22 protein-coding genes and 3 pseudogenes are annotated in these 19,143 nt (G+C 54.2%); 18 read left to right on the top strand and 7 right to left on the bottom strand.

The window, feature by feature from the left end:
• Positions 1-27: 27 nt before the first annotated feature.
• Entirely contained in the window at positions 28-255 is a 228-nt protein-coding gene (locus tag GFB57_RS23175) for a YccJ family protein (RefSeq protein WP_053390150.1), read from the bottom strand.
• 16 nt (positions 256-271) lie between these two features.
• A complete protein-coding gene (gene wrbA / locus GFB57_RS23180) occupies positions 272-877 on the bottom strand; it encodes an NAD(P)H:quinone oxidoreductase (protein ID WP_053390151.1) in 606 nt (201 codons plus the stop codon).
• 285 nt (positions 878-1,162) lie between these two features.
• On the opposite strand from wrbA, the gene GFB57_RS23185 reads away from it, so the two are divergent.
• The 3 genes from GFB57_RS23185 (at position 1,163) to rutR (ending at position 2,647) form a co-directional block, all read left to right on the top strand.
• The gene (locus GFB57_RS23185; RefSeq protein ID WP_053390152.1) at positions 1,163-1,465 is read left to right on the top strand and encodes a hypothetical protein; all 303 of its coding nucleotides are present in this window, start codon (positions 1,163-1,165) and stop codon (positions 1,463-1,465) included.
• 249 nt (positions 1,466-1,714) lie between these two features.
• Positions 1,715-1,891: a general stress protein gene (locus tag GFB57_RS23190; RefSeq protein WP_053390153.1), complete on the top strand. Its 177-nt coding sequence runs from the start codon at positions 1,715-1,717 to the stop codon at positions 1,889-1,891.
• A gap of 117 nt (positions 1,892-2,008) precedes the next feature.
• Positions 2,009-2,647, top strand: a complete 639-nt coding sequence (gene rutR, locus GFB57_RS23195) for an HTH-type transcriptional regulator RutR (protein WP_053390154.1) — start codon at positions 2,009-2,011, stop codon at positions 2,645-2,647.
• Here the strand turns inward: rutR and GFB57_RS23200 are convergent.
• Positions 2,644-3,039, bottom strand: coding sequence for a lysozyme inhibitor LprI family protein (locus tag GFB57_RS23200; RefSeq protein WP_053390155.1), 396 nt, complete (start codon positions 3,037-3,039; stop codon positions 2,644-2,646). The genes rutR and GFB57_RS23200 overlap by 4 nt on opposite strands.
• Positions 3,040-3,236: 197 nt before the next feature.
• Between GFB57_RS23200 and GFB57_RS23205 the strand changes: the two are divergent.
• A pseudogene (locus GFB57_RS23205) lies at positions 3,237-4,310 on the top strand (MATE family efflux transporter); the annotation flags it as partial.
• A 53-nt stretch (positions 4,311-4,363) separates the two neighbouring features.
• Here the strand turns inward: GFB57_RS23205 and GFB57_RS23210 are convergent.
• Positions 4,364-5,068 carry an IS6-like element IS26 family transposase gene (locus GFB57_RS23210; protein WP_001067855.1) on the bottom strand — a complete coding sequence of 235 codons (705 nt, stop codon included), beginning with the start codon at positions 5,066-5,068 and terminating at the stop codon, positions 4,364-4,366.
• Between the two features lie 495 nt (positions 5,069-5,563).
• The gene (gene intI1 / locus GFB57_RS23215) at positions 5,564-6,577 is read right to left on the bottom strand and encodes a class 1 integron integrase IntI1 (RefSeq protein ID WP_000845048.1); all 1,014 of its coding nucleotides are present in this window, start codon (positions 6,575-6,577) and stop codon (positions 5,564-5,566) included.
• Positions 6,578-6,868: 291 nt separating this feature from the next.
• Between intI1 and GFB57_RS23220 the strand changes: the two genes are divergently transcribed.
• The 8 genes from GFB57_RS23220 (at position 6,869) to GFB57_RS23255 (ending at position 14,220) form a co-directional block, all read left to right on the top strand.
• Positions 6,869-7,423, top strand: coding sequence for a fluoroquinolone-acetylating aminoglycoside 6'-N-acetyltransferase AAC(6')-Ib-cr5 (locus GFB57_RS23220; protein WP_063840321.1), 555 nt, complete (start codon positions 6,869-6,871; stop codon positions 7,421-7,423).
• 96 nt (positions 7,424-7,519) lie between these two features.
• Positions 7,520-7,972 (top strand): NAD(+)--rifampin ADP-ribosyltransferase Arr-3, encoded by a 453-nt coding sequence (locus GFB57_RS23225; protein WP_001749986.1) that lies wholly within the window; start codon positions 7,520-7,522, stop codon positions 7,970-7,972.
• A 132-nt stretch (positions 7,973-8,104) separates the two neighbouring features.
• On the top strand, positions 8,105-8,578 hold the full coding sequence (dfrA27, locus tag GFB57_RS23230; RefSeq protein ID WP_001749985.1) for a trimethoprim-resistant dihydrofolate reductase DfrA27: 474 nt from the start codon (positions 8,105-8,107) through the stop codon (positions 8,576-8,578).
• Between the two features lie 180 nt (positions 8,579-8,758).
• The gene (locus GFB57_RS23235) at positions 8,759-9,604 is read left to right on the top strand and encodes an ANT(3'')-Ia family aminoglycoside nucleotidyltransferase AadA16 (protein WP_001749984.1); all 846 of its coding nucleotides are present in this window, start codon (positions 8,759-8,761) and stop codon (positions 9,602-9,604) included.
• A 116-nt stretch (positions 9,605-9,720) separates the two neighbouring features.
• A complete protein-coding gene (locus GFB57_RS23240; RefSeq protein ID WP_000679427.1) occupies positions 9,721-10,068 on the top strand; it encodes a quaternary ammonium compound efflux SMR transporter QacE delta 1 in 348 nt (115 codons plus the stop codon).
• Positions 10,062-10,901, top strand: coding sequence for a sulfonamide-resistant dihydropteroate synthase Sul1 (gene sul1 / locus GFB57_RS23245; protein ID WP_000259031.1), 840 nt, complete (start codon positions 10,062-10,064; stop codon positions 10,899-10,901). The genes GFB57_RS23240 and sul1 (GFB57_RS23245) overlap by 7 nt, the downstream gene beginning before the upstream one ends.
• Before the next feature lie 404 nt (positions 10,902-11,305).
• Positions 11,306-12,847 (top strand): IS91-like element ISCR1 family transposase, encoded by a 1,542-nt coding sequence (locus GFB57_RS23250; protein ID WP_000050481.1) that lies wholly within the window; start codon positions 11,306-11,308, stop codon positions 12,845-12,847.
• Between the two features lie 464 nt (positions 12,848-13,311).
• Positions 13,312-14,220 carry an SDR family oxidoreductase gene (locus GFB57_RS23255; protein ID WP_001749993.1) on the top strand — a complete coding sequence of 303 codons (909 nt, stop codon included), beginning with the start codon at positions 13,312-13,314 and terminating at the stop codon, positions 14,218-14,220.
• A 91-nt stretch (positions 14,221-14,311) separates the two neighbouring features.
• Here GFB57_RS23255 and GFB57_RS23260 read toward each other — a convergent pair whose 3' ends face one another.
• Both GFB57_RS23260 and GFB57_RS23265 read right to left on the bottom strand, forming a co-directional pair.
• Positions 14,312-14,956, bottom strand: coding sequence for a quinolone resistance pentapeptide repeat protein QnrB6 (locus GFB57_RS23260; protein ID WP_001749994.1), 645 nt, complete (start codon positions 14,954-14,956; stop codon positions 14,312-14,314).
• A 94-nt stretch (positions 14,957-15,050) separates the two neighbouring features.
• Positions 15,051-15,146, bottom strand: a pseudogene (locus GFB57_RS23265) (helix-turn-helix domain-containing protein); the annotation flags it as partial.
• Between the two features lie 40 nt (positions 15,147-15,186).
• Between GFB57_RS23265 and GFB57_RS23270 the strand changes: the two are divergent.
• From GFB57_RS23270 to GFB57_RS23295, 6 genes and pseudogenes are all read left to right on the top strand, one after another.
• A complete protein-coding gene (locus tag GFB57_RS23270; protein WP_000679427.1) occupies positions 15,187-15,534 on the top strand; it encodes a quaternary ammonium compound efflux SMR transporter QacE delta 1 in 348 nt (115 codons plus the stop codon).
• Positions 15,528-16,367 (top strand): sulfonamide-resistant dihydropteroate synthase Sul1, encoded by an 840-nt coding sequence (gene sul1, locus GFB57_RS23275; RefSeq protein ID WP_000259031.1) that lies wholly within the window; start codon positions 15,528-15,530, stop codon positions 16,365-16,367. Before GFB57_RS23270 ends, sul1 (GFB57_RS23275) begins: the two co-directional genes overlap by 7 nt.
• Positions 16,368-16,494: 127 nt before the next feature.
• The gene (locus tag GFB57_RS23280; protein ID WP_047715689.1) at positions 16,495-16,995 is read left to right on the top strand and encodes a GNAT family N-acetyltransferase; all 501 of its coding nucleotides are present in this window, start codon (positions 16,495-16,497) and stop codon (positions 16,993-16,995) included.
• Between the two features lie 320 nt (positions 16,996-17,315).
• Positions 17,316-17,384: pseudogene (locus GFB57_RS23285) on the top strand (EAL domain-containing protein); the annotation flags it as partial.
• Positions 17,385-17,501: 117 nt separating this feature from the next.
• Complete coding sequence (locus GFB57_RS23290; RefSeq protein WP_001389365.1) at positions 17,502-18,266, top strand: IS6-like element IS6100 family transposase; 765 nt, start codon at positions 17,502-17,504, stop codon at positions 18,264-18,266.
• Positions 18,267-18,420: 154 nt separating this feature from the next.
• Positions 18,421-19,125 carry an IS6-like element IS26 family transposase gene (locus GFB57_RS23295; protein WP_001067855.1) on the top strand — a complete coding sequence of 235 codons (705 nt, stop codon included), beginning with the start codon at positions 18,421-18,423 and terminating at the stop codon, positions 19,123-19,125.
• Positions 19,126-19,143 lie beyond the last annotated feature (18 nt).

The raw sequence follows: 19,143 nt of genomic DNA on the forward strand, positions 1-19,143 counted from the left end.
CTGGGATGTTATTTGGTCAGGTCCGAATTAAACGTTCTTACGTTCAATGGTTTGCTCGCCCCAGAACAGCGCATCTTTGTCTGTTTTACGGAAGGCCAGCTCAAGAACGGCATCGCTGCCTTCTTCCCAGATTTTTTCCGCGACTTTTTCGTCATACTTTGCGAGTTCAAAAATCGCTTCGGCAATTTCCGGCGAGGTATTACGCAAGCTCGCCCATTCACCTATATGATGTGCTTTGCCTTCTTGTGTGGGCATCTCTCTTCTCCCTTAATTAGCCTTTGAGTTTAACGGCCAGGCCAGCGACATATTCACCCTGATAACGGGCAATCGACAACTCTTCCTGGCTTGGCTGACGTGAGCCGTCGCCGCCGGCAATGGTTGTAGCGCCATACGGCGTGCCGCCGCGAACCTGCGAGATATCAAACAGTTCTTGCGCCGCATAACCGATCGGTACAATCACCATACCGTGGTGGGCGAGCGTAGTCCAGGTGGAGGTGATGGTTTGTTCCTGACCGCCGCCGGTGCCGGTTGAGCTAAACACGCTGGCCAGTTTGCCGTACAGCGCGCCGGACGCCCACAGGCCGCCGGTCTGATCGAGGAAGGTGCGCATTTGTCCGGCCATATTGCCGAATCGGGTTGGCGTACCAAAAATAATGGCGTCGTAATCGGCTAACTCCTGCGGCGTGGCGACCGGGACGGCCTGCGCTTTGCCGCCCGCTTTGGCGAACGCTTCTGCTTGCATGGTTTCCGGTACGCGCTTGACGACGACATCAACGCCGTCCACTTTATTTGCGCCTTCCGCGACGGCTTTAGCCATCGTCTCAATGTGTCCGTACATGGAATAATAGAGCACCAGAACACTTGCTTTTCCACTCATCTTAACTCTCCTGTGTCAAATTCGTTGGTTACGTAACAAGCTTCCTTAAGCATAGCCCGTGCTGACGGATTCGCTGCATCACGCCAGTAAATTCTCGCTTAAACAACGCGATTGCCTGTTTTTTAAACGAAGGCCGGTTCTGCGGTGCATCAAAACAGTAACTCATTAATAACTATGATGAATAATATTGGCGATTAACTATTTATTTGGTTGATTGTTATCAACAACTTTTGCGCCTCATTCCCGGAGAATATGCGCTGGTGGGTCACACACAACGGTAGGTGCATGAAGAAACAAATAGCGGTGGCTGTCATGATGGGCGCGAGCCTGCTGGCGATTTCGCTGGTATCAGCCCCGGCGATCGCGCAGGACGCGCAGATGGCCAGTCAGCAAATTTATCAAGGCTTCGGCGTGACGGTCACCCGGCAGGGCGATAGGGTGACGGTGAACGGCGCGGCGGCAGAGAAGGCGGAATATAACGCCGATGCTGACGTCTATATTCAGGGGCCGTACCGGTTGGTATTTCACAAGCGCACCGGCAAAGTCCGGCTGATGAAAGACGGCAGCTATGTGGGCGTGCTGAAGTAACCTCGCGAGGTGCGGCTGACGCATAATGTCACATTTTTCTGTCGCCGATTTTCCCCCATGATAAGAGTTGATTAGGGGAACACCCCGGCGTCAGCGGGTAAAACCTGACGGCAGATATGTCAAAATATGACCAGCTGCCGTTTCACACCCCTACGGCGACTATGCTTATCACTACCGCGTTATATCGCGGGTGATTACGCTTTTCATCTACGTAATGCACGATGTCGTTCTCTCAACTGGAGGTCAGTAATGGCAAACCATCGCGGCGGTTCAGGTAACTTCGCTGAAGACCGGGAAAGAGCATCAGAAGCAGGTCGTAAGGGGGGCCAGCATAGCGGCGGGAACTTTAAAAACGATCCCCAGCGCGCCTCAGAAGCGGGCAAAAAAGGCGGGAAAAACAGCCATGGTAGTCATCGCGGCACCTAACGGCGCATGACGTTATGGTTTCTCACCTAACCGCCGGTTTTACCGGCGGTTTCTTTTTCCGGTTGAAGCCGGCCCTCGCTACCCGCAAAATAGGAGAAAATCACAAGGAGAGGGCGTATGGCTCTGAATGCAGTAAAGAAAAGCGGCAAACGTTCTCAGGCGGTTAGCGCCAAAAAGCAGGCCATTCTCACCGCCGCGCTGAACACCTTTTCCCAGTATGGGATCCATGGCACGCGCCTCGATCAGGTTGCCGAGCTGGCCGGGGTGTCAAAAACCAATCTGCTCTACTATTTCCCGTCTAAAGAAGCACTGTACGTTGCCGTGATGCAGCAGATCCTCGATATCTGGCTGGCGCCGCTGCGTGCTTTTCGCGAAGATCTGGCACCGCTGGTTGCCATTAGCGAATACATTCGTCTCAAACTTGAGGTATCGCGTGATTACCCGCAGGCGTCGAAGCTGTTCTGTCTGGAGATGCTGCAGGGCGCGCCGTTGGTGATGGATGAGCTGACCGGCGATTTAAAAACGCTGGTGGCCGATAAATCGGCGATTATCGCGGCGTGGGTGAAGAGCGGAAAATTGGCGCCCATCGACCCTCATCATCTGATTTTTATGATTTGGGCGACCACCCAGCACTATGCCGATTTTGCCACTCAGGTGGAGGCGGTCACCGGGAAAACGCTGCGTGACGAGGCGTTCTTCCAGCAGACCGTCGAAAACGTCCAGCGGATTATCATCGACGGTATTCGCGTACGTTAGCTGGCTGGCGGTAGCGGGCAGCTCAGATCGCCTTCTTCACATTGCAGTAGTGAGGCGAGAAACGCTTCACGTTCGTTGGTTTTATCCGTCAGGCACTGATTGTTGACCATCGGCTGCACGCTGCCGCCGTGGCTGCTGGAGCTCATAAACGCGCAGTCCGCGTCGCGTAGGGCAATCCATGCGCTCTGGGCCTTCTTGAGTAAATCGCGCTGCGCGGGCTCGGCGCGCTTGAGCACGTCCTGCCAGGTTTGATTCAGCTTCTTATCTGCCGCCTGATATTGTTCAGCGCTGCAGCTGTTCAGCTCGGCCTGCGTGTTGGCGTTGTCACACGCGTCTGCCAGTGCGTAACTGCTGGTGAGCAGCAGGGCGAGAGCCGATAATGCACGTTTCATTCGATAACTCCCCAAAGTATTGCTACAGAGTCCAGGCTCTGGATATAACACGATTTTACCCCGGAATCTCCTCCTACCACCGTGTGTTTTTCTGATTTTGAAAGCCAGCGCAATGTTCGGATAGACGCCTTGGGTGTAGAAGGTTGATCATCCCGCGTTGGGTGCGTGTGTAGACTGAAAAAGGGAGAGCGTCAGCGATGACGGGCATGGAAAGTCAGGTTCGGCTGGGGCTGTTTACTCTGGCATGGCCAATATTTGTCGAACAGCTGCTGCGATTAATGCTCGGCTACGTCAGCGTCTTCATGTTAGGGCACTATTCGGATGAGGCGGTCGCCGCCACCGGGGTCGCTAATCAGATCCTCGCCATTTCGGTGATCTTCTACGGTTTTCTCACCGTCGGTGTACAGATCGTGGTGGCGCAGCTATTGGGCGCGAAGCGTTTTCGGCGCGTTGAGCGGGTGATTACCAACGGTTTGGTGGTGGCGTTTCTGATCGGCGTCGCGATGAGCCTGGTGTTTGTGCTGTTTGGCGATGCCTTCCTGCGGATGCTCGGGCTAAGCGATGAGCTGGTGGTGGTGGGTTCGCCGTTTATCCGCATCATCGGCGGTATTTCGGTAATTATCGCGCTATATTCGTCAATCTTACCTATTCTGCGTACCCACGGCTTTGTGCGTCAGGCGATGCTGGTGCCGATCACCGTCAGCGTGGTAAACGTGGTATTTAACTACCTGTTTCTTTACGGCCAGCTCAGCTTTCTTGGGCTGGGCGTCACCGGCGTTGGGATCGCGGTATGCATTGCCAACGTCATCGGTATGCTGATGTCGGCGTGGATGCTGAAAAAATACATCGGCTACGTGTTTCGCTGGCAGAAGCTGCGGCAGTGCTCGCGCAAAATGCTGGGGGCGATTCTGCGTTTTGGTCTGCCGTCAGCCGGGGAGAATCTCTCCTACGCCGGGTCGCAACTGGTGGTGACCGCCATTATCGCCTTTCTCGGCACCGAGGCGCTAACCACCAAAGTGTATGCGTCAACCATCAGCCAGTTCGTGGCGCTGTTTGCGATGTCGATAGGCCAGGCCTCGCAGATTATTATTGGCCGCGCAGTGGGGGCGAGGGAAATAGAATCCGCCTACCGGCAGGGCGTTAAAAGTTGGCGGCTGGGGCTGCTGGTGGCTTTTTCTCTCAGCCTGATTATCTTTTTGCTGGCCGAGCCGATTATGCAACTCTTTACGCCTAACCCGCAGGTTATCGCCCTGACCAAAAAGCTGTTTATGTGGCACTGTTGCAAAGTTAGCGATGAGGCAGCCTTTTGTCTTATTCAAAGGCCTTACATTTCAAAAACTCTGCTTACCAGGCGCATTTCGCCCAGGGGATCACCATAATAAAATGCTGAGGCCTGGCCTTTGCGTAGTGCACGCATCACCTCAATACCTTTGATGGTGGCGTAAGCCGTCTTCATGGATTTAAATCCCAGCGTGGCGCCGATTATCCGTTTCAGTTTGCCATGATCGCATTCAATCACGTTGTTCCGGTACTTAATCTGTCGGTGTTCAACGTCAGACGGGCACCGGCCTTCGCGTTTGAGCAGAGCAAGCGCGCGACCATAGGCGGGCGCTTTATCCGTGTTGATGAATCGCGGGATCTGCCACTTCTTCACGTTGTTGAGGATTTTACCCAGAAACCGGTATGCAGCTTTGCTGTTACGACGGGAGGAGAGATAAAAATCGACAGTGCGGCCCCGGCTGTCGACGGCCCGGTACAGATACGCCCAGCGGCCATTGACCTTCACGTAGGTTTCATCCATGTGCCACGGGCAAAGATCGGAAGGGTTACGCCAGTACCAGCGCAGCCGTTTTTCCATTTCAGGCGCATAACGCTGAACCCAGCGGTAAATCGTGGAGTGATCGACATTCACTCCGCGTTCAGCCAGCATCTCCTGCAGCTCACGGTAACTGATGCCGTATTTGCAGTACCAGCGTACGGCCCACAGAATGATGTCACGCTGAAAATGCCGGCCTTTGAATGGGTTCATGTGCAGCTCCATCAGCAAAAGGGGATGATAAGTTTATCACCACCGACTATTTGCAACAGTGCCCCTGAAGATGCGTAGATTTACGTGCATAGCCGATTTTCATTCTTTTCTCGCTAATTAGTTATGGGGTTATTGTTATGTTGATACAGTAACGAGTTTTGTTACATGAGGGGAGTCATTTTTCGGGAGAAGTCAGGACTTTTCAAGACTGTCACAAAAACCATCGTTTTTGATACATTAATTTAACCAATAGGTTGCAGATCAAATCGCCTGTAACAGCCTTTCTGGCTGTTTGTCGTTTTCAGAAGACGGCTGCACTGAACGTCAGAAGCCGACTGCACTATAGCAGCGGAGGGGTTGGATCCATCAGGCAACGACGGGCTGCTGCCGGCCATCAGCGGACGCAGGGAGGACTTTCCGCAACCGGCCGTTCGATGCGGCACCGATGGCCTTCGCGCAGGGGTAGTGAATCCGCCAGGATTGACTTGCGCTGCCCTACCTCTCACTAGTGAGGGGCGGCAGCGCATCAAGCGGTGAGCGCACTCCGGCACCGCCAACTTTCAGCACATGCGTGTAAATCATCGTCGTAGAGACGTCGGAATGGCCGAGCAGATCCTGCACGGTTCGAATGTCGTAACCGCTGCGGAGCAAGGCCGTCGCGAACGAGTGGCGGAGGGTGTGCGGTGTGGCGGGCTTCGTGATGCCTGCTTGTTCTACGGCACGTTTGAAGGCGCGCTGAAAGGTCTGGTCATACATGTGATGGCGACGCACGACACCGCTCCGTGGATCGGTCGAATGCGTGTGCTGCGCAAAAACCCAGAACCACGGCCAGGAATGCCCGGCGCGCGGATACTTCCGCTCAAGGGCGTCGGGAAGCGCAACGCCGCTGCGGCCCTCGGCCTGGTCCTTCAGCCACCATGCCCGTGCACGCGACAGCTGCTCGCGCAGGCTGGGTGCCAAGCTCTCGGGTAACATCAAGGCCCGATCCTTGGAGCCCTTGCCCTCCCGCACGATGATCGTGCCGTGATCGAAATCCAGATCCTTGACCCGCAGTTGCAAACCCTCACTGATCCGCATGCCCGTTCCATACAGAAGCTGGGCGAACAAACGATGCTCGCCTTCCAGAAAACCGAGGATGCGAACCACTTCATCCGGGGTCAGCACCACCGGCAAGCGCCGCGACGGCCGAGGTCTTCCGATCTCCTGAAGCCAGGGCAGATCCGTGCACAGCACCTTGCCGTAGAAGAACAGCAAGGCCGCCAATGCCTGACGATGCGTGGAGACCGAAACCTTGCGCTCGTTCGCCAGCCAGGACAGAAATGCCTCGACTTCGCTGCTGCCCAAGGTTGCCGGGTGACGCACACCGTGGAAACGGATGAAGGCACGAACCCAGTGGACATAAGCCTGTTCGGTTCGTAAGCTGTAATGCAAGTAGCGTATGCGCTCACGCAACTGGTCCAGAACCTTGACCGAACGCAGCGGTGGTAACGGCGCAGTGGCGGTTTTCATGGCTTGTTATGACTGTTTTTTTGTACAGTCTATGCCTCGGGCATCCAAGCAGCAAGCGCGTTACGCCGTGGGTCGATGTTTGATGTTATGGAGCAGCAACGATGTTACGCAGCAGGGCAGTCGCCCTAAAACAAAGTTAGATGCACTAAGCACATAATTGCTCACAGCCAAACTATCAGGTCAAGTCTGCTTTTATTATTTTTAAGCGTGCATAATAAGCCCTACACAAATTGGGAGTTAGACATCATGAGCAACGCAAAAACAAAGTTAGGCATCACAAAGTACAGCATCGTGACCAACAGCAACGATTCCGTCACACTGCGCCTCATGACTGAGCATGACCTTGCGATGCTCTATGAGTGGCTAAATCGATCTCATATCGTCGAGTGGTGGGGCGGAGAAGAAGCACGCCCGACACTTGCTGACGTACAGGAACAGTACTTGCCAAGCGTTTTAGCGCAAGAGTCCGTCACTCCATACATTGCAATGCTGAATGGAGAGCCGATTGGGTATGCCCAGTCGTACGTTGCTCTTGGAAGCGGGGACGGACGGTGGGAAGAAGAAACCGATCCAGGAGTACGCGGAATAGACCAGTTACTGGCGAATGCATCACAACTGGGCAAAGGCTTGGGAACCAAGCTGGTTCGAGCTCTGGTTGAGTTGCTGTTCAATGATCCCGAGGTCACCAAGATCCAAACGGACCCGTCGCCGAGCAACTTGCGAGCGATCCGATGCTACGAGAAAGCGGGGTTTGAGAGGCAAGGTACCGTAACCACCCCATATGGTCCAGCCGTGTACATGGTTCAAACACGCCAGGCATTCGAGCGAACACGCAGTGATGCCTAACCCTTCCATCGAGGGGGACGTCCAAGGGCTGGCGCCCTTGGCCGCCCCTCATGTCAAACGTTATGCAGCCAAATCCCAACAATTAAGGGTCTTAAAATGGTAAAAGATTGGATTCCCATCTCTCATGATAATTACAAGCAGGTGCAAGGACCGTTCTATCATGGAACCAAAGCCAATTTGGCGATTGGTGACTTGCTAACCACAGGGTTCATCTCTCATTTCGAGGACGGTCGTATTCTTAAGCACATCTACTTTTCAGCCTTGATGGAGCCAGCAGTTTGGGGAGCTGAACTTGCTATGTCACTGTCTGGCCTCGAGGGTCGCGGCTACATATACATAGTTGAGCCAACAGGACCGTTCGAAGACGATCCGAATCTTACGAACAAAAGATTTCCCGGTAATCCAACACAGTCCTATAGAACCTGCGAACCCTTGAGAATTGTTGGCGTTGTTGAAGACTGGGAGGGGCATCCTGTTGAATTAATAAGGGGAATGTTGGATTCGTTGGAGGACTTAAAGCGCCGTGGTTTACACGTCATTGAAGACTAGTCCTTTGCATAACAAAGCCATCAAACCGGACGCCAGAGATTCCGCGCCTGTTGCGCATGGCTTCGCCATTTTATGCGCAATAGGCGCGCCACCCTGTCGCCGTTTATGGCGGCGTTAACCCAAAGGAGTATCGTGAAAATATCACTAATGGCTGCAAAAGCAAGAAATGGGGTTATTGGCTGCGGCTCGGATATCCCGTGGAACGCTAAAGGTGAGCAGCTGCTTTTTAAAGCAATAACTTACAATCAATGGCTCTTAGTCGGCCGTAAAACATTTGAGGCAATGGGGGCTCTCCCAAATAGAAAGTATGCAGTTGTCAGCCGCTCAGGATCGGTAGCTACTAACGATGATGTGGTTGTGTTTCCATCTATAGAAGCAGCAATGAGGGAGCTAAAGACTCTTACGAACCATGTTGTTGTTTCTGGTGGTGGAGAGATCTACAAGAGTCTGATCGCCCATGCCGACACGCTACATATCTCGACAATAGATTCCGAGCCAGAGGGCAATGTTTTCTTTCCGGAAATCCCCAAAGAGTTCAATGTGGTGTTCGAGCAGGAATTTCATTCAAATATAAATTATCGCTATCAAATCTGGCAAAGGGGTTAACCATCCAAGCCATCGGACACATTTTGCTTCGCTGCGCTCAAAACGCAAAATGTGCCGCTGCTTAGCGGCGTTAGATGCACTAAGCACATAATTGCTCACAGCCAAACTATCAGGTCAAGTCTGCTTTTATTATTTTTAAGCGTGCATAATAAGCCCTACACAAATTGGGAGTTAGACATCATGAGCAACGCAGTGCCCGCCGAGATTTCGGTACAGCTATCACAGGCACTCAACGTCATCGAGCATCATCTGGGATCGACGTTGCTGGCCGTGCATTTGTACGGCTCTGCACTCGACGGTGGCCTGAAGCCATGCAGTGATATTGATTTGCTGGTTACTGTGACTGCACAGCTCGATGAGACTGTGCGGCAGGCTCTGTTCGTAGATTTCCTGGAAGTTTCCGCTTCTCCCGGCCAAAGTGAAGCTCTCCGTGCCTTGGAAGTTACCATCGTCGTGTACGGCGATGTTGTTCCTTGGCGTTATCCAGCCAGACGGGAACTGCAATTCGGGGAGTGGCAGCGCAAGGACATTCTTGCGGGCATCTTCGAGCCCGCGACAACCGATGTTGATCTGGCTATTCTGCTAACTAAAGCAAGGCAACACAGCCTTGCCTTGGCAGGTTCGGCCGCGGAAGATTTCTTCAACTCAGTCCCGGAAAGCGATCTATTCAAAGCACTGGCCGACACCTTGAAACTATGGAACTCACAACCGGATTGGGCAGGCGACGAGCGGAATGTAGTGCTTACTTTGTCTCGCATTTGGTACAGCGCAGCAACCGGCAAGATCGCGCCGAAGGATGTAGCTGCCAACTGGGTAATGGAACGCCTGCCCGTCCAACATCAGCCCGTGCTGCTTGAAGCCCAGCAGGCTTACCTTGGACAAGGGATGGATTGCTTGGCCTCACGCGCTGATCAGTTGACTGCGTTCATTTACTTTGTGAAGCACGAAGCCGCCAGTCTGCTCGGCTCCACGCCAATGATGTCTAACAGTTCATTCAAGCCGACGCCGCTTCGCGGCGCAGCTTAATTCAGGCGTTAGATGCACTAAGCACATAATTGCTCACAGCCAAACTATCAGGTCAAGTCTGCTTTTATTATTTTTAAGCGTGCATAATAAGCCCTACACAAATTGGGAGATATATCATGAAAGGCTGGCTTTTTCTTGTTATCGCAATAGTTGGCGAAGTAATCGCAACATCCGCATTAAAATCTAGCGAGGGCTTTACTAAGCTTGCCCCTTCCGCCGTTGTCATAATCGGTTATGGCATCGCATTTTATTTTCTTTCTCTGGTTCTGAAATCCATCCCTGTCGGTGTTGCTTATGCAGTCTGGTCGGGACTCGGCGTCGTCATAATTACAGCCATTGCCTGGTTGCTTCATGGGCAAAAGCTTGATGCGTGGGGCTTTGTAGGTATGGGGCTCATAATTGCTGCCTTTTTGCTCGCCCGATCCCCATCGTGGAAGTCGCTGCGGAGGCCGACGCCATGGTGACGGTGTTCGGCATTCTGAATCTCACCGAGGACTCCTTCTTCGATGAGAGCCGGCGGCTAGACCCCGCCGGCGCTGTCACCGCGGCGATCGAAATGCTGCGAGTCGGATCAGACGTCGTGGATGTCGGACCGGCCGCCAGCCATCCGGACGCGAGGCCTGTATCGCCGGCCGATGAGATCAGACGTATTGCGCCGCTCTTAGACGCCCTGTCCGATCAGATGCACCGTGTTTCAATCGACAGCTTCCAACCGGAAACCCAGCGCTATGCGCTCAAGCGCGGCGTGGGCTACCTGAACGATATCCAAGGATTTCCTGACCCTGCGCTCTATCCCGATATTGCTGAGGCGGACTGCAGGCTGGTGGTTATGCACTCAGCGCAGCGGGATGGCATCGCCACCCGCACCGGTCACCTTCGACCCGAAGACGCGCTCGACGAGATTGTGCGGTTCTTCGAGGCGCGGGTTTCCGCCTTGCGACGGAGCGGGGTCGCTGCCGACCGGCTCATCCTCGATCCGGGGATGGGATTTTTCTTGAGCCCCGCACCGGAAACATCGCTGCACGTGCTGTCGAACCTTCAAAAGCTGAAGTCGGCGTTGGGGCTTCCGCTATTGGTCTCGGTGTCGCGGAAATCCTTCTTGGGCGCCACCGTTGGCCTTCCTGTAAAGGATCTGGGTCCAGCGAGCCTTGCGGCGGAACTTCACGCGATCGGCAATGGCGCTGACTACGTCCGCACCCACGCGCCTGGAGATCTGCGAAGCGCAATCACCTTCTCGGAAACCCTCGCGAAATTTCGCAGTCGCGACGCCAGAGACCGAGGGTTAGATCATGCCTAGCATTCACCTTCCGGCCGCCCGCTAAATATCTCCTTTTGGGTTGTTAATAAAACATCCAATAAGTTGACTGTGCGTGAAAAAGAAAGTTTTGTGTGATGGCGTTGAAGATCGCACCGTTAAGCTCTTATGTGGGATGGTGCAGAGCTCGACGACTACCGATAAAACGCAACCGCCGCAAACAGACAAGAAAAAGCCCCAACTGATAACAGTTGGGGCTTCAGTATTGTGATTGGTGGAGCAATAGCACCCTGAACCCAAAACCTTCTCGCTCAACCGGTAGTGGCTGATAACAACTCGTGAGGGCTATTGCGGGTTAAGCATTTAGCGATGTCTAGGGCCAGACTGGACGTCTGAACGCAAGCCGCTGATACTGTACATAACCACAGTATCAGCGGAGGATACCCATGTCGCTGGCAAGGAACGCCACGGCGAGTCAATCGCCCACTCAAACAAACGGTTACGAACGCCACCAACCCGACCAGACGCTGCTCTACCAGCTGGTTGAGCAGCACTACCCAGCCTTCAAAGCCTCACTCGAAGCCCAAGGTCAACACCTGCCTCGCTACATCCAACAAGAATTCAACGACCTCCTCCAATGTGGCCGTCTGGAGTATGGTTTCATGCGGGTTCGCTGCGAGGATTGTCATCACGAGCGTCTGGTCGCCTTCAGCTGTAAACGACGCGGCTTTTGCCCTAGCTGCGGTGCCCGCCGGATGGCCGAGAGTGCGGCGCTGCTGATAGACGAAGTCTTCCCCAAGGAGCCCATTCGCCAGTGGGTGCTCAGCTTTCCTTTCCAGCTACGCTTTTTGCTGGCTCGCCATCCCCAGCTGATGGGCCAGGTCTTGAGTATCGTCTATCGTACACTCTCAACTCATCTGATCAAAAAAGCCGGTTACACCAAAGCCTCTGCACAAACTGGCTCAGTGACTCTTATCCAACGCTTTGGCTCCGCGCTAAATCTCAATGTCCACTACCACATGCTGTTTCTCGATGGTGTCTATGCCGAAGATGACTATGGCAAGCAACGCTTCCATCGTGTCAAGGCACCCACTTACGATGAGCTGAATACGCTCGCTCACACCCTCAGCCATCGCATCGCTCGCTGCATGGAAAAGCGTGGGATTTTGGAGCGTGATGCCGAGAATACGTGGTTGACACTGGAAGAGGGCGAAGACGATACGCTGACTCAATTACATGGTGCTTCGGTTACGTATCGCATTGCCGTCGGCCCCCAGCAAGGGCGCAAAGTCTTCACCCTGCAAACCTTGCCAGGGCGTGAGGATAAAGCCGACTCAAGCAGTCGAGTAGCCAACCATGCTGGTTTCTCGCTACACGCCGGTGTGATGGCCGAAGCGCATCAGCGGGATAAGCTTGAGCGCTTGTGTCGCTACATTAGTCGGCCAGCGGTTTCAGAAAAACGTCTGGCATTAACCGCCAATGGGCAGGTGCGTTACGAGCTCAAAACTCCGTACCGCAATGGCACCACCCATGTGATCTTCGAGCCGCTGGACTTCATCGCCAAACTCGCTGCGTTGGTACCTAAGCCGCGAGTCAACCTCACACGCTTCCACGGCGTCTTTGCACCGAACAGCAAACACCGAGTTCAAGTAACACCCGCCAAGCGGGGCAAGAAGCCCGACAAATCGGAAGGTCTCGATACTAACTGGCGTGACAAGAGTCCTGCAGAGCGCCACCGCGCCATGACCTGGATGCAACGCCTCAAGCGAGTCTTCAATATTGATATTGAAGTCTGCGAACACTGCGGCGGTCACGTCAAAGTGATTGCCAGCATCGAAGATCCGAAGGTCATTGAGCAGATTCTCAAGCATCTGAAACAGAAAACAGCCAAGGCGAATGCCGCCAAGCAGCGTGAGCTGCCACCAGAACGAGCGCCGCCACTGACTCCCAGCCTGTTCGATCCATCACAGAGTCGTCTCTTTGACTGACGACCCCAAATCCAACACTGCTCAACACTGCCAACTTTTAAACGGGGCGGTGGGGCAGTTTGTATCTCTCGAGCTATCAGGCTAGAGATTTTACCGCCAAATCGAACCTTATTAGAGCGGTTTAGGCTGGACCGGCAGTTAAAATTGGGGCTTGAGCGGTAAACGAGTGAGGGAATTTCAGGTAAGATACTTCGGATGAGGAGCAAAAAGGTGGTTTATACTTCCTATACCCCAGATTGAGATGTTAAGTGTGGTTGCTATTTATTAACACTGCGAACTGGATAAGTCTCAAATAATATTTTTTAAATTAAATCTAACGTTGGTGGGGATATAAGCGCAACGGTAGAGGAAAGTAGGGAGGGTAATATTCCGAGAAAATTAAGTGTAGCTGGATAATATAGGTCATACCATTCATTTTGGTCTACGATTATTAGTCTTTGTGATAAATAATGAGAGGTAATTGAATGGCTGGCTTAAACAAGGAAAAAAAGACCATCAATAAAACCAATTCTGCGCGTTTTCCGGCGCCGCCTTTTCAACAGCAGCAGCAGCCCTTTCCCGGGCTGGCGGGGAAAATGCAACCGCGCCCCGATCATGGAGAAGACAGCTATCAGGGAAGCGGTCGCCTGAATGGGCGCAAGGTATTAATTACCGGTGGGGATTCAGGGATTGGTCGTGCTGTTGCTATTGCCTATGCTCGTGAAGGCGCTGATGTTGCGATTAACTATTTACCTGAAGAAGAAGACGATGCGCGTGAAGTGGTCGATCTGATAAAAAAAGCAGGCAGAAATGTTTTGGCCATCCCCGGCGATATCCGTGATGAGGCTTTTTGCGGTCATCTGGTAACACAGGCGGTAAAAGGACTGGGAGGGTTGGATATCCTCGTCAATAATGCGGGTCGTCAGCAATTTTGTGAGTCAATTGAGGAACTCACCACAGAAGACTTCGACGCAACATTCAAAACCAATGTTTACGCTATGTTTTGGATCACCAAAGCGGCCATACCCCATCTTTCACCAGACAGCGTGATAATTAATACCTCCTCCGTACAGGCTTATGAGCCAAGTGAAATCTTGCTTGATTATGCTCAGACTAAAGCAGCTATCGTGGCATTTACTAAATCGCTGGCGAAACAGCTGGCCCCGAAAGGGATCCGTGTCAATGCCGTCGCGCCGGGTCCATACTGGACTGTACTGCAGTGCTGTGGTGGTCAACCGCAGGAAAAGGTGGAGAAATTTGGGGCAAATGCGCCGCTGGGACGCCCTGGTCAACCGGTGGAAATCGCGCCGCTTTATGTCACCCTGGCCGCTCGGGAGAACAGCTATACGTCTGGTCAGGTCTGGTGTTCTGATGGGGGGACCGGAACCCTCTAACGTTTACGCTCTGTGCGTCGAAAGTGACTTTTAAGGCAAGGGCGGACACTATTGTATAAGGGCGGGAGCGGTACTTACCGCTCCGTGAATGCTAACCAATCACCGCGATGCCAAGCCGCTCCATGAGCAACGACGCCTGGTAGTTGTCCAGCTTAACGCCTTGTAAATCAACGCCCCGAATATCTAAGTCACCCAACTCCGAATTGGTCAGATCGCAATGTGTGAAGTTCGCTGCTCGCCAGTCGAAAGTCGAAAACTCGCCGCCGGAGAGATCTGAACCACTGAACGTCGCGCCCAGTACCTGGGCACCCATCCAACGGTTTTCCCACAGCTCACACTTTTCCAACACGACTTTCGAAAAATTGGCGTAGCTTAGATTGGTATTCGTGATATATGCGCTACAAAACCAGGTGCGCGTGGTGATCATATTCATAAAGCTTGCGCCGCGGAAATCTGCGCCTTGTGCGCGGCAGTGGCGAATTTCAATGCCCAGCGCACTGGCATTGCGAAAATCCGCCATGGATAAATCACAGCTTTTAAAAATGGCATCTTTCAGCATCGCACGACTAAAATTGCACCCTTTCTGGCTTTCACGATCATAGAACTGACAGCCGATAAATTCAGTGCCGCTCAGGTCGGCACCTGAAAAATCACAGTTAAAAAATGTACTATTTTCAATTTTCTCACCGGTGAAACGGTTTCTGTCAATTTTTTCGCCAACGAGTGCCAGAGCCATATTTGTACCTGTTTTTTTATACAGTAATGGCGTCATGGTAAACCCTGATGGGGTTATGCGTCAAATCCGCCAATATGACATCTGCAAATGTGCGTTAAATCTGGTGTTTTTTCAGCAAAGCGCGAAGCTGATGGTAAGTCAGCCCCAGTAATTCAGCGGCTTTTTTCTGGTTAAATTTTGCCTGCTGTAAGCCGTGCATAATAAGCCCTACACAAATTGGGAGATATATCATGAAAGGCTGGCTTTTTCTTGTTATCGCAATAGTTGGCGAAGTAATCGCAACATCCGCATTAAAATCTAGCGAGGGCTTTACTAAGCTTGCCCCTTCCGCCGTTGTCATAATCGGTTATGGCATCGCATTTTATTTTCTTTCTCTGGTTCTGAAATCCATCCCTGTCGGTGTTGCTTATGCAGTCTGGTCGGGACTCGGCGTCGTCATAATTACAGCCATTGCCTGGTTGCTTCATGGGCAAAAGCTTGATGCGTGGGGCTTTGTAGGTATGGGGCTCATAATTGCTGCCTTTTTGCTCGCCCGATCCCCATCGTGGAAGTCGCTGCGGAGGCCGACGCCATGGTGACGGTGTTCGGCATTCTGAATCTCACCGAGGACTCCTTCTTCGATGAGAGCCGGCGGCTAGACCCCGCCGGCGCTGTCACCGCGGCGATCGAAATGCTGCGAGTCGGATCAGACGTCGTGGATGTCGGACCGGCCGCCAGCCATCCGGACGCGAGGCCTGTATCGCCGGCCGATGAGATCAGACGTATTGCGCCGCTCTTAGACGCCCTGTCCGATCAGATGCACCGTGTTTCAATCGACAGCTTCCAACCGGAAACCCAGCGCTATGCGCTCAAGCGCGGCGTGGGCTACCTGAACGATATCCAAGGATTTCCTGACCCTGCGCTCTATCCCGATATTGCTGAGGCGGACTGCAGGCTGGTGGTTATGCACTCAGCGCAGCGGGATGGCATCGCCACCCGCACCGGTCACCTTCGACCCGAAGACGCGCTCGACGAGATTGTGCGGTTCTTCGAGGCGCGGGTTTCCGCCTTGCGACGGAGCGGGGTCGCTGCCGACCGGCTCATCCTCGATCCGGGGATGGGATTTTTCTTGAGCCCCGCACCGGAAACATCGCTGCACGTGCTGTCGAACCTTCAAAAGCTGAAGTCGGCGTTGGGGCTTCCGCTATTGGTCTCGGTGTCGCGGAAATCCTTCTTGGGCGCCACCGTTGGCCTTCCTGTAAAGGATCTGGGTCCAGCGAGCCTTGCGGCGGAACTTCACGCGATCGGCAATGGCGCTGACTACGTCCGCACCCACGCGCCTGGAGATCTGCGAAGCGCAATCACCTTCTCGGAAACCCTCGCGAAATTTCGCAGTCGCGACGCCAGAGACCGAGGGTTAGATCATGCCTAGCATTCACCTTCCGGCCGCCCGCTAGCGGACCCTGGTCAGGTTCCGCGAAGGTGGGCGCAGACATGCTGGGCTCGTCAGGATCAAACTGCACTATGAGGCGGCGGTTCATACCGCGCCAGGGGAGCGAATGGACAGCGAGGAGCCTCCGAACGTTCGGGTCGCCTGCTCGGGTGATATCGACGAGGTTGTGCGGCTGATGCACGACGCTGCGGCGTGGATGTCCGCCAAGGGAACGCCCGCCTGGGACGTCGCGCGGATCGACCGGACATTCGCGGAGACCTTCGTCCTGAGATCCGAGCTCCTAGTCGCGAGTTGCAGCGACGGCATCGTCGGCTGTTGCACCTTGTCGGCCGAGGGTCCCGAGTTCTGGCCCGACGCCCTCAAGGGGGAGGCCGCATATCTGCACAAGCTCGCGGTGCGACGGACACATGCGGGCCGGGGTGTCAGCTCCGCGCTGATCGAGGCTTGCCGCCATGCCGCGCGAACGCAGGGGTGCGCCAAGCTGCGGCTCGACTGCCACCCGAACCTGCGTGGCCTATACGAGCGGCTCGGATTCACCCACGTCGACACTTTCAATCCCGGCTGGGATCCAACCTTCATCGCAGAACGCCTAGAACTCGAAATCTAACGTCCGTTCGGGCATCGAGGTCCATGTCGGGGTGGGACGGGCCCGTGGCTTCAAGATCACTTGCAGTCCGACCGCGATGTCTTGGTTGCGCGAGAGGTTGTCGATATCCTCCACTTCCATCATCAACCCTGGATAATGCCGCCGCCGTCATCGCCGCCGACGCCCGTGCCGGGCTTTTCGGGCCTGTCAGGCTTGCTCGGCCTTCAGCCTGCCTGGGCGAGATCTCCGGCGGACGGATTAACGGCGGAGCTTCGCCGCCTTTCGTGCGTGTGAAGGCCGAAGATAGTTCTCTCAAAAACATCCGTTTATGAGAGATACCAAATGTCATTTTCAGAAGACGACTGCACCAGTTGATTGGGCGTAATGGCTGTTGTGCAGCCAGCTCCTGACAGTTCAATATCAGAAGTGATCTGCACCAATCTCGACTATGCTCAATACTCGTGTGGGCTCTGTTGCAAAAATCGTGAAGCTTGAGCATGCTTGGCGGAGATTGGACGGACGGAACGATGACGGATTTCAAGTGGCGCCATTTCCAGGGTGATGTGATCCTGTGGGCGGTGCGCTGGTATTGTCGCTATCCGATCAGCTATCGCGACCTTGAGGAAATGCTGGCGGAACGCGGCATTTCGGTCGACCATACGACGATCTATCGCTGGGTCCAGTGCTACGCCCCGGAGATGGAGAAGCGGCTGCGCTGGTTCTGGCGGCGTGGCTTTGATCCGAGCTGGCGCCTGGATGAAACCTACGTCAAGGTGCGGGGCAAGTGGACCTACCTGTACCGGGCAGTCGACAAGCGGGGCGACACGATCGATTTCTACCTGTCGCCGACCCGCAGCGCCAAGGCAGCGAAGCGGTTCCTGGGCAAGGCCCTGCGAGGCCTGAAGCACTGGGAAAAGCCTGCCACGCTCAATACCGACAAAGCGCCGAGCTATGGTGCAGCGATCACCGAATTGAAGCGCGAAGGAAAGCTGGACCGGGAGACGGCCCACCGGCAGGTGAAGTATCTCAATAACGTGATCGAGGCCGATCACGGAAAGCTCAAGATACTGATCAAGCCGGTGCGCGGTTTCAAATCGATCCCCACGGCCTATGCCACGATCAAGGGATTCGAAGTCATGCGAGCCCTGCGCAAAGGACAGGCTCGCCCCTGGTGCCTGCAGCCCGGCATCAGGGGCGAGGTGCGCCTTGTGGAGAGAGCTTTTGGCATTGGGCCCTCGGCGCTGACGGAGGCCATGGGCATGCTCAACCACCATTTCGCAGCAGCCGCCTGATCGGCGCAGAGCGACAGCCTACCTCTGACTGCCGCCAATCTTTGCAACAGAGCCTCCGTCGCCATGCTCACCTCGCTTTGGTGCACACGAGGGCACTGTTGCAAATAGTCGGTGGTGATAAACTTATCATCCCCTTTTGCTGATGGAGCTGCACATGAACCCATTCAAAGGCCGGCATTTTCAGCGTGACATCATTCTGTGGGCCGTACGCTGGTACTGCAAATACGGCATCAGTTACCGTGAGCTGCAGGAGATGCTGGCTGAACGCGGAGTGAATGTCGATCACTCCACGATTTACCGCTGGGTTCAGCGTTATGCGCCTGAAATGGAAAAACGGCTGCGCTGGTACTGGCGTAACCCTTCCGATCTTTGCCCGTGGCACATGGATGAAACCTACGTGAAGGTCAATGGCCGCTGGGCGTATCTGTACCGGGCCGTCGACAGCCGGGGCCGCACTGTCGATTTTTATCTCTCCTCCCGTCGTAACAGCAAAGCTGCATACCGGTTTCTGGGTAAAATCCTCAACAACGTGAAGAAGTGGCAGATCCCGCGATTCATCAACACGGATAAAGCGCCCGCCTATGGTCGCGCGCTTGCTCTGCTCAAACGCGAAGGCCGGTGCCCGTCTGACGTTGAACACCGACAGATTAAGTACCGGAACAACGTGATTGAATGCGATCATGGCAAACTGAAACGGATAATCGGCGCCACGCTGGGATTTAAATCCATGAAGACGGCTTACGCCACCATCAAAGGTATTGAGGTGATGCGTGCACTACGCAAAGGCCAGGCCTCAGCATTTTATTATGGTGATCCCCTGGGCGAAATGCGCCTGGTAAGCAGAGTTTTTGAAATGTAAGGCCTTTGAATAAGACAA

The sequence above is a fragment of the Citrobacter sp. S39 genome (assembly GCF_009495675.1).
Lineage (GTDB): Bacteria > Pseudomonadota > Gammaproteobacteria > Enterobacterales > Enterobacteriaceae > Citrobacter > Citrobacter freundii.

Bases quoted from the DNA above. Each gene is read 5' to 3' on its own strand.
- GFB57_RS23175 (WP_053390150.1), bottom strand. From the start codon at position 255: ATGCCCACACAAGAAGGCAAAGCACATCATATAGGTGAATGGGCGAGC.
- wrbA (WP_053390151.1), bottom strand. From the start codon at position 877: ATGAGTGGAAAAGCAAGTGTTCTGGTGCTCTATTATTCCATGTACGGA.
- GFB57_RS23185 (WP_053390152.1), top strand. From the start codon at position 1,163: ATGAAGAAACAAATAGCGGTGGCTGTCATGATGGGCGCGAGCCTGCTG.
- GFB57_RS23190 (WP_053390153.1), top strand. From the start codon at position 1,715: ATGGCAAACCATCGCGGCGGTTCAGGTAACTTCGCTGAAGACCGGGAA.
- rutR (WP_053390154.1), top strand. From the start codon at position 2,009: ATGGCTCTGAATGCAGTAAAGAAAAGCGGCAAACGTTCTCAGGCGGTT.
- GFB57_RS23200 (WP_053390155.1), bottom strand. From the start codon at position 3,039: ATGAAACGTGCATTATCGGCTCTCGCCCTGCTGCTCACCAGCAGTTAC.
- GFB57_RS23210 (WP_001067855.1), bottom strand. From the start codon at position 5,068: ATGAACCCATTCAAAGGCCGGCATTTTCAGCGTGACATCATTCTGTGG.
- intI1 (WP_000845048.1), bottom strand. From the start codon at position 6,577: ATGAAAACCGCCACTGCGCCGTTACCACCGCTGCGTTCGGTCAAGGTT.
- GFB57_RS23225 (WP_001749986.1), top strand. From the start codon at position 7,520: ATGGTAAAAGATTGGATTCCCATCTCTCATGATAATTACAAGCAGGTG.
- GFB57_RS23235 (WP_001749984.1), top strand. From the start codon at position 8,759: ATGAGCAACGCAGTGCCCGCCGAGATTTCGGTACAGCTATCACAGGCA.
- GFB57_RS23240 (WP_000679427.1), top strand. From the start codon at position 9,721: ATGAAAGGCTGGCTTTTTCTTGTTATCGCAATAGTTGGCGAAGTAATC.
- sul1 (WP_000259031.1), top strand. From the start codon at position 10,062: ATGGTGACGGTGTTCGGCATTCTGAATCTCACCGAGGACTCCTTCTTC.
- GFB57_RS23250 (WP_000050481.1), top strand. From the start codon at position 11,306: ATGTCGCTGGCAAGGAACGCCACGGCGAGTCAATCGCCCACTCAAACA.
- GFB57_RS23255 (WP_001749993.1), top strand. From the start codon at position 13,312: ATGGCTGGCTTAAACAAGGAAAAAAAGACCATCAATAAAACCAATTCT.
- GFB57_RS23260 (WP_001749994.1), bottom strand. From the start codon at position 14,956: ATGGCTCTGGCACTCGTTGGCGAAAAAATTGACAGAAACCGTTTCACC.
- GFB57_RS23270 (WP_000679427.1), top strand. From the start codon at position 15,187: ATGAAAGGCTGGCTTTTTCTTGTTATCGCAATAGTTGGCGAAGTAATC.
- sul1 (WP_000259031.1), top strand. From the start codon at position 15,528: ATGGTGACGGTGTTCGGCATTCTGAATCTCACCGAGGACTCCTTCTTC.
- GFB57_RS23280 (WP_047715689.1), top strand. From the start codon at position 16,495: ATGGACAGCGAGGAGCCTCCGAACGTTCGGGTCGCCTGCTCGGGTGAT.
- GFB57_RS23290 (WP_001389365.1), top strand. From the start codon at position 17,502: ATGACGGATTTCAAGTGGCGCCATTTCCAGGGTGATGTGATCCTGTGG.
- GFB57_RS23295 (WP_001067855.1), top strand. From the start codon at position 18,421: ATGAACCCATTCAAAGGCCGGCATTTTCAGCGTGACATCATTCTGTGG.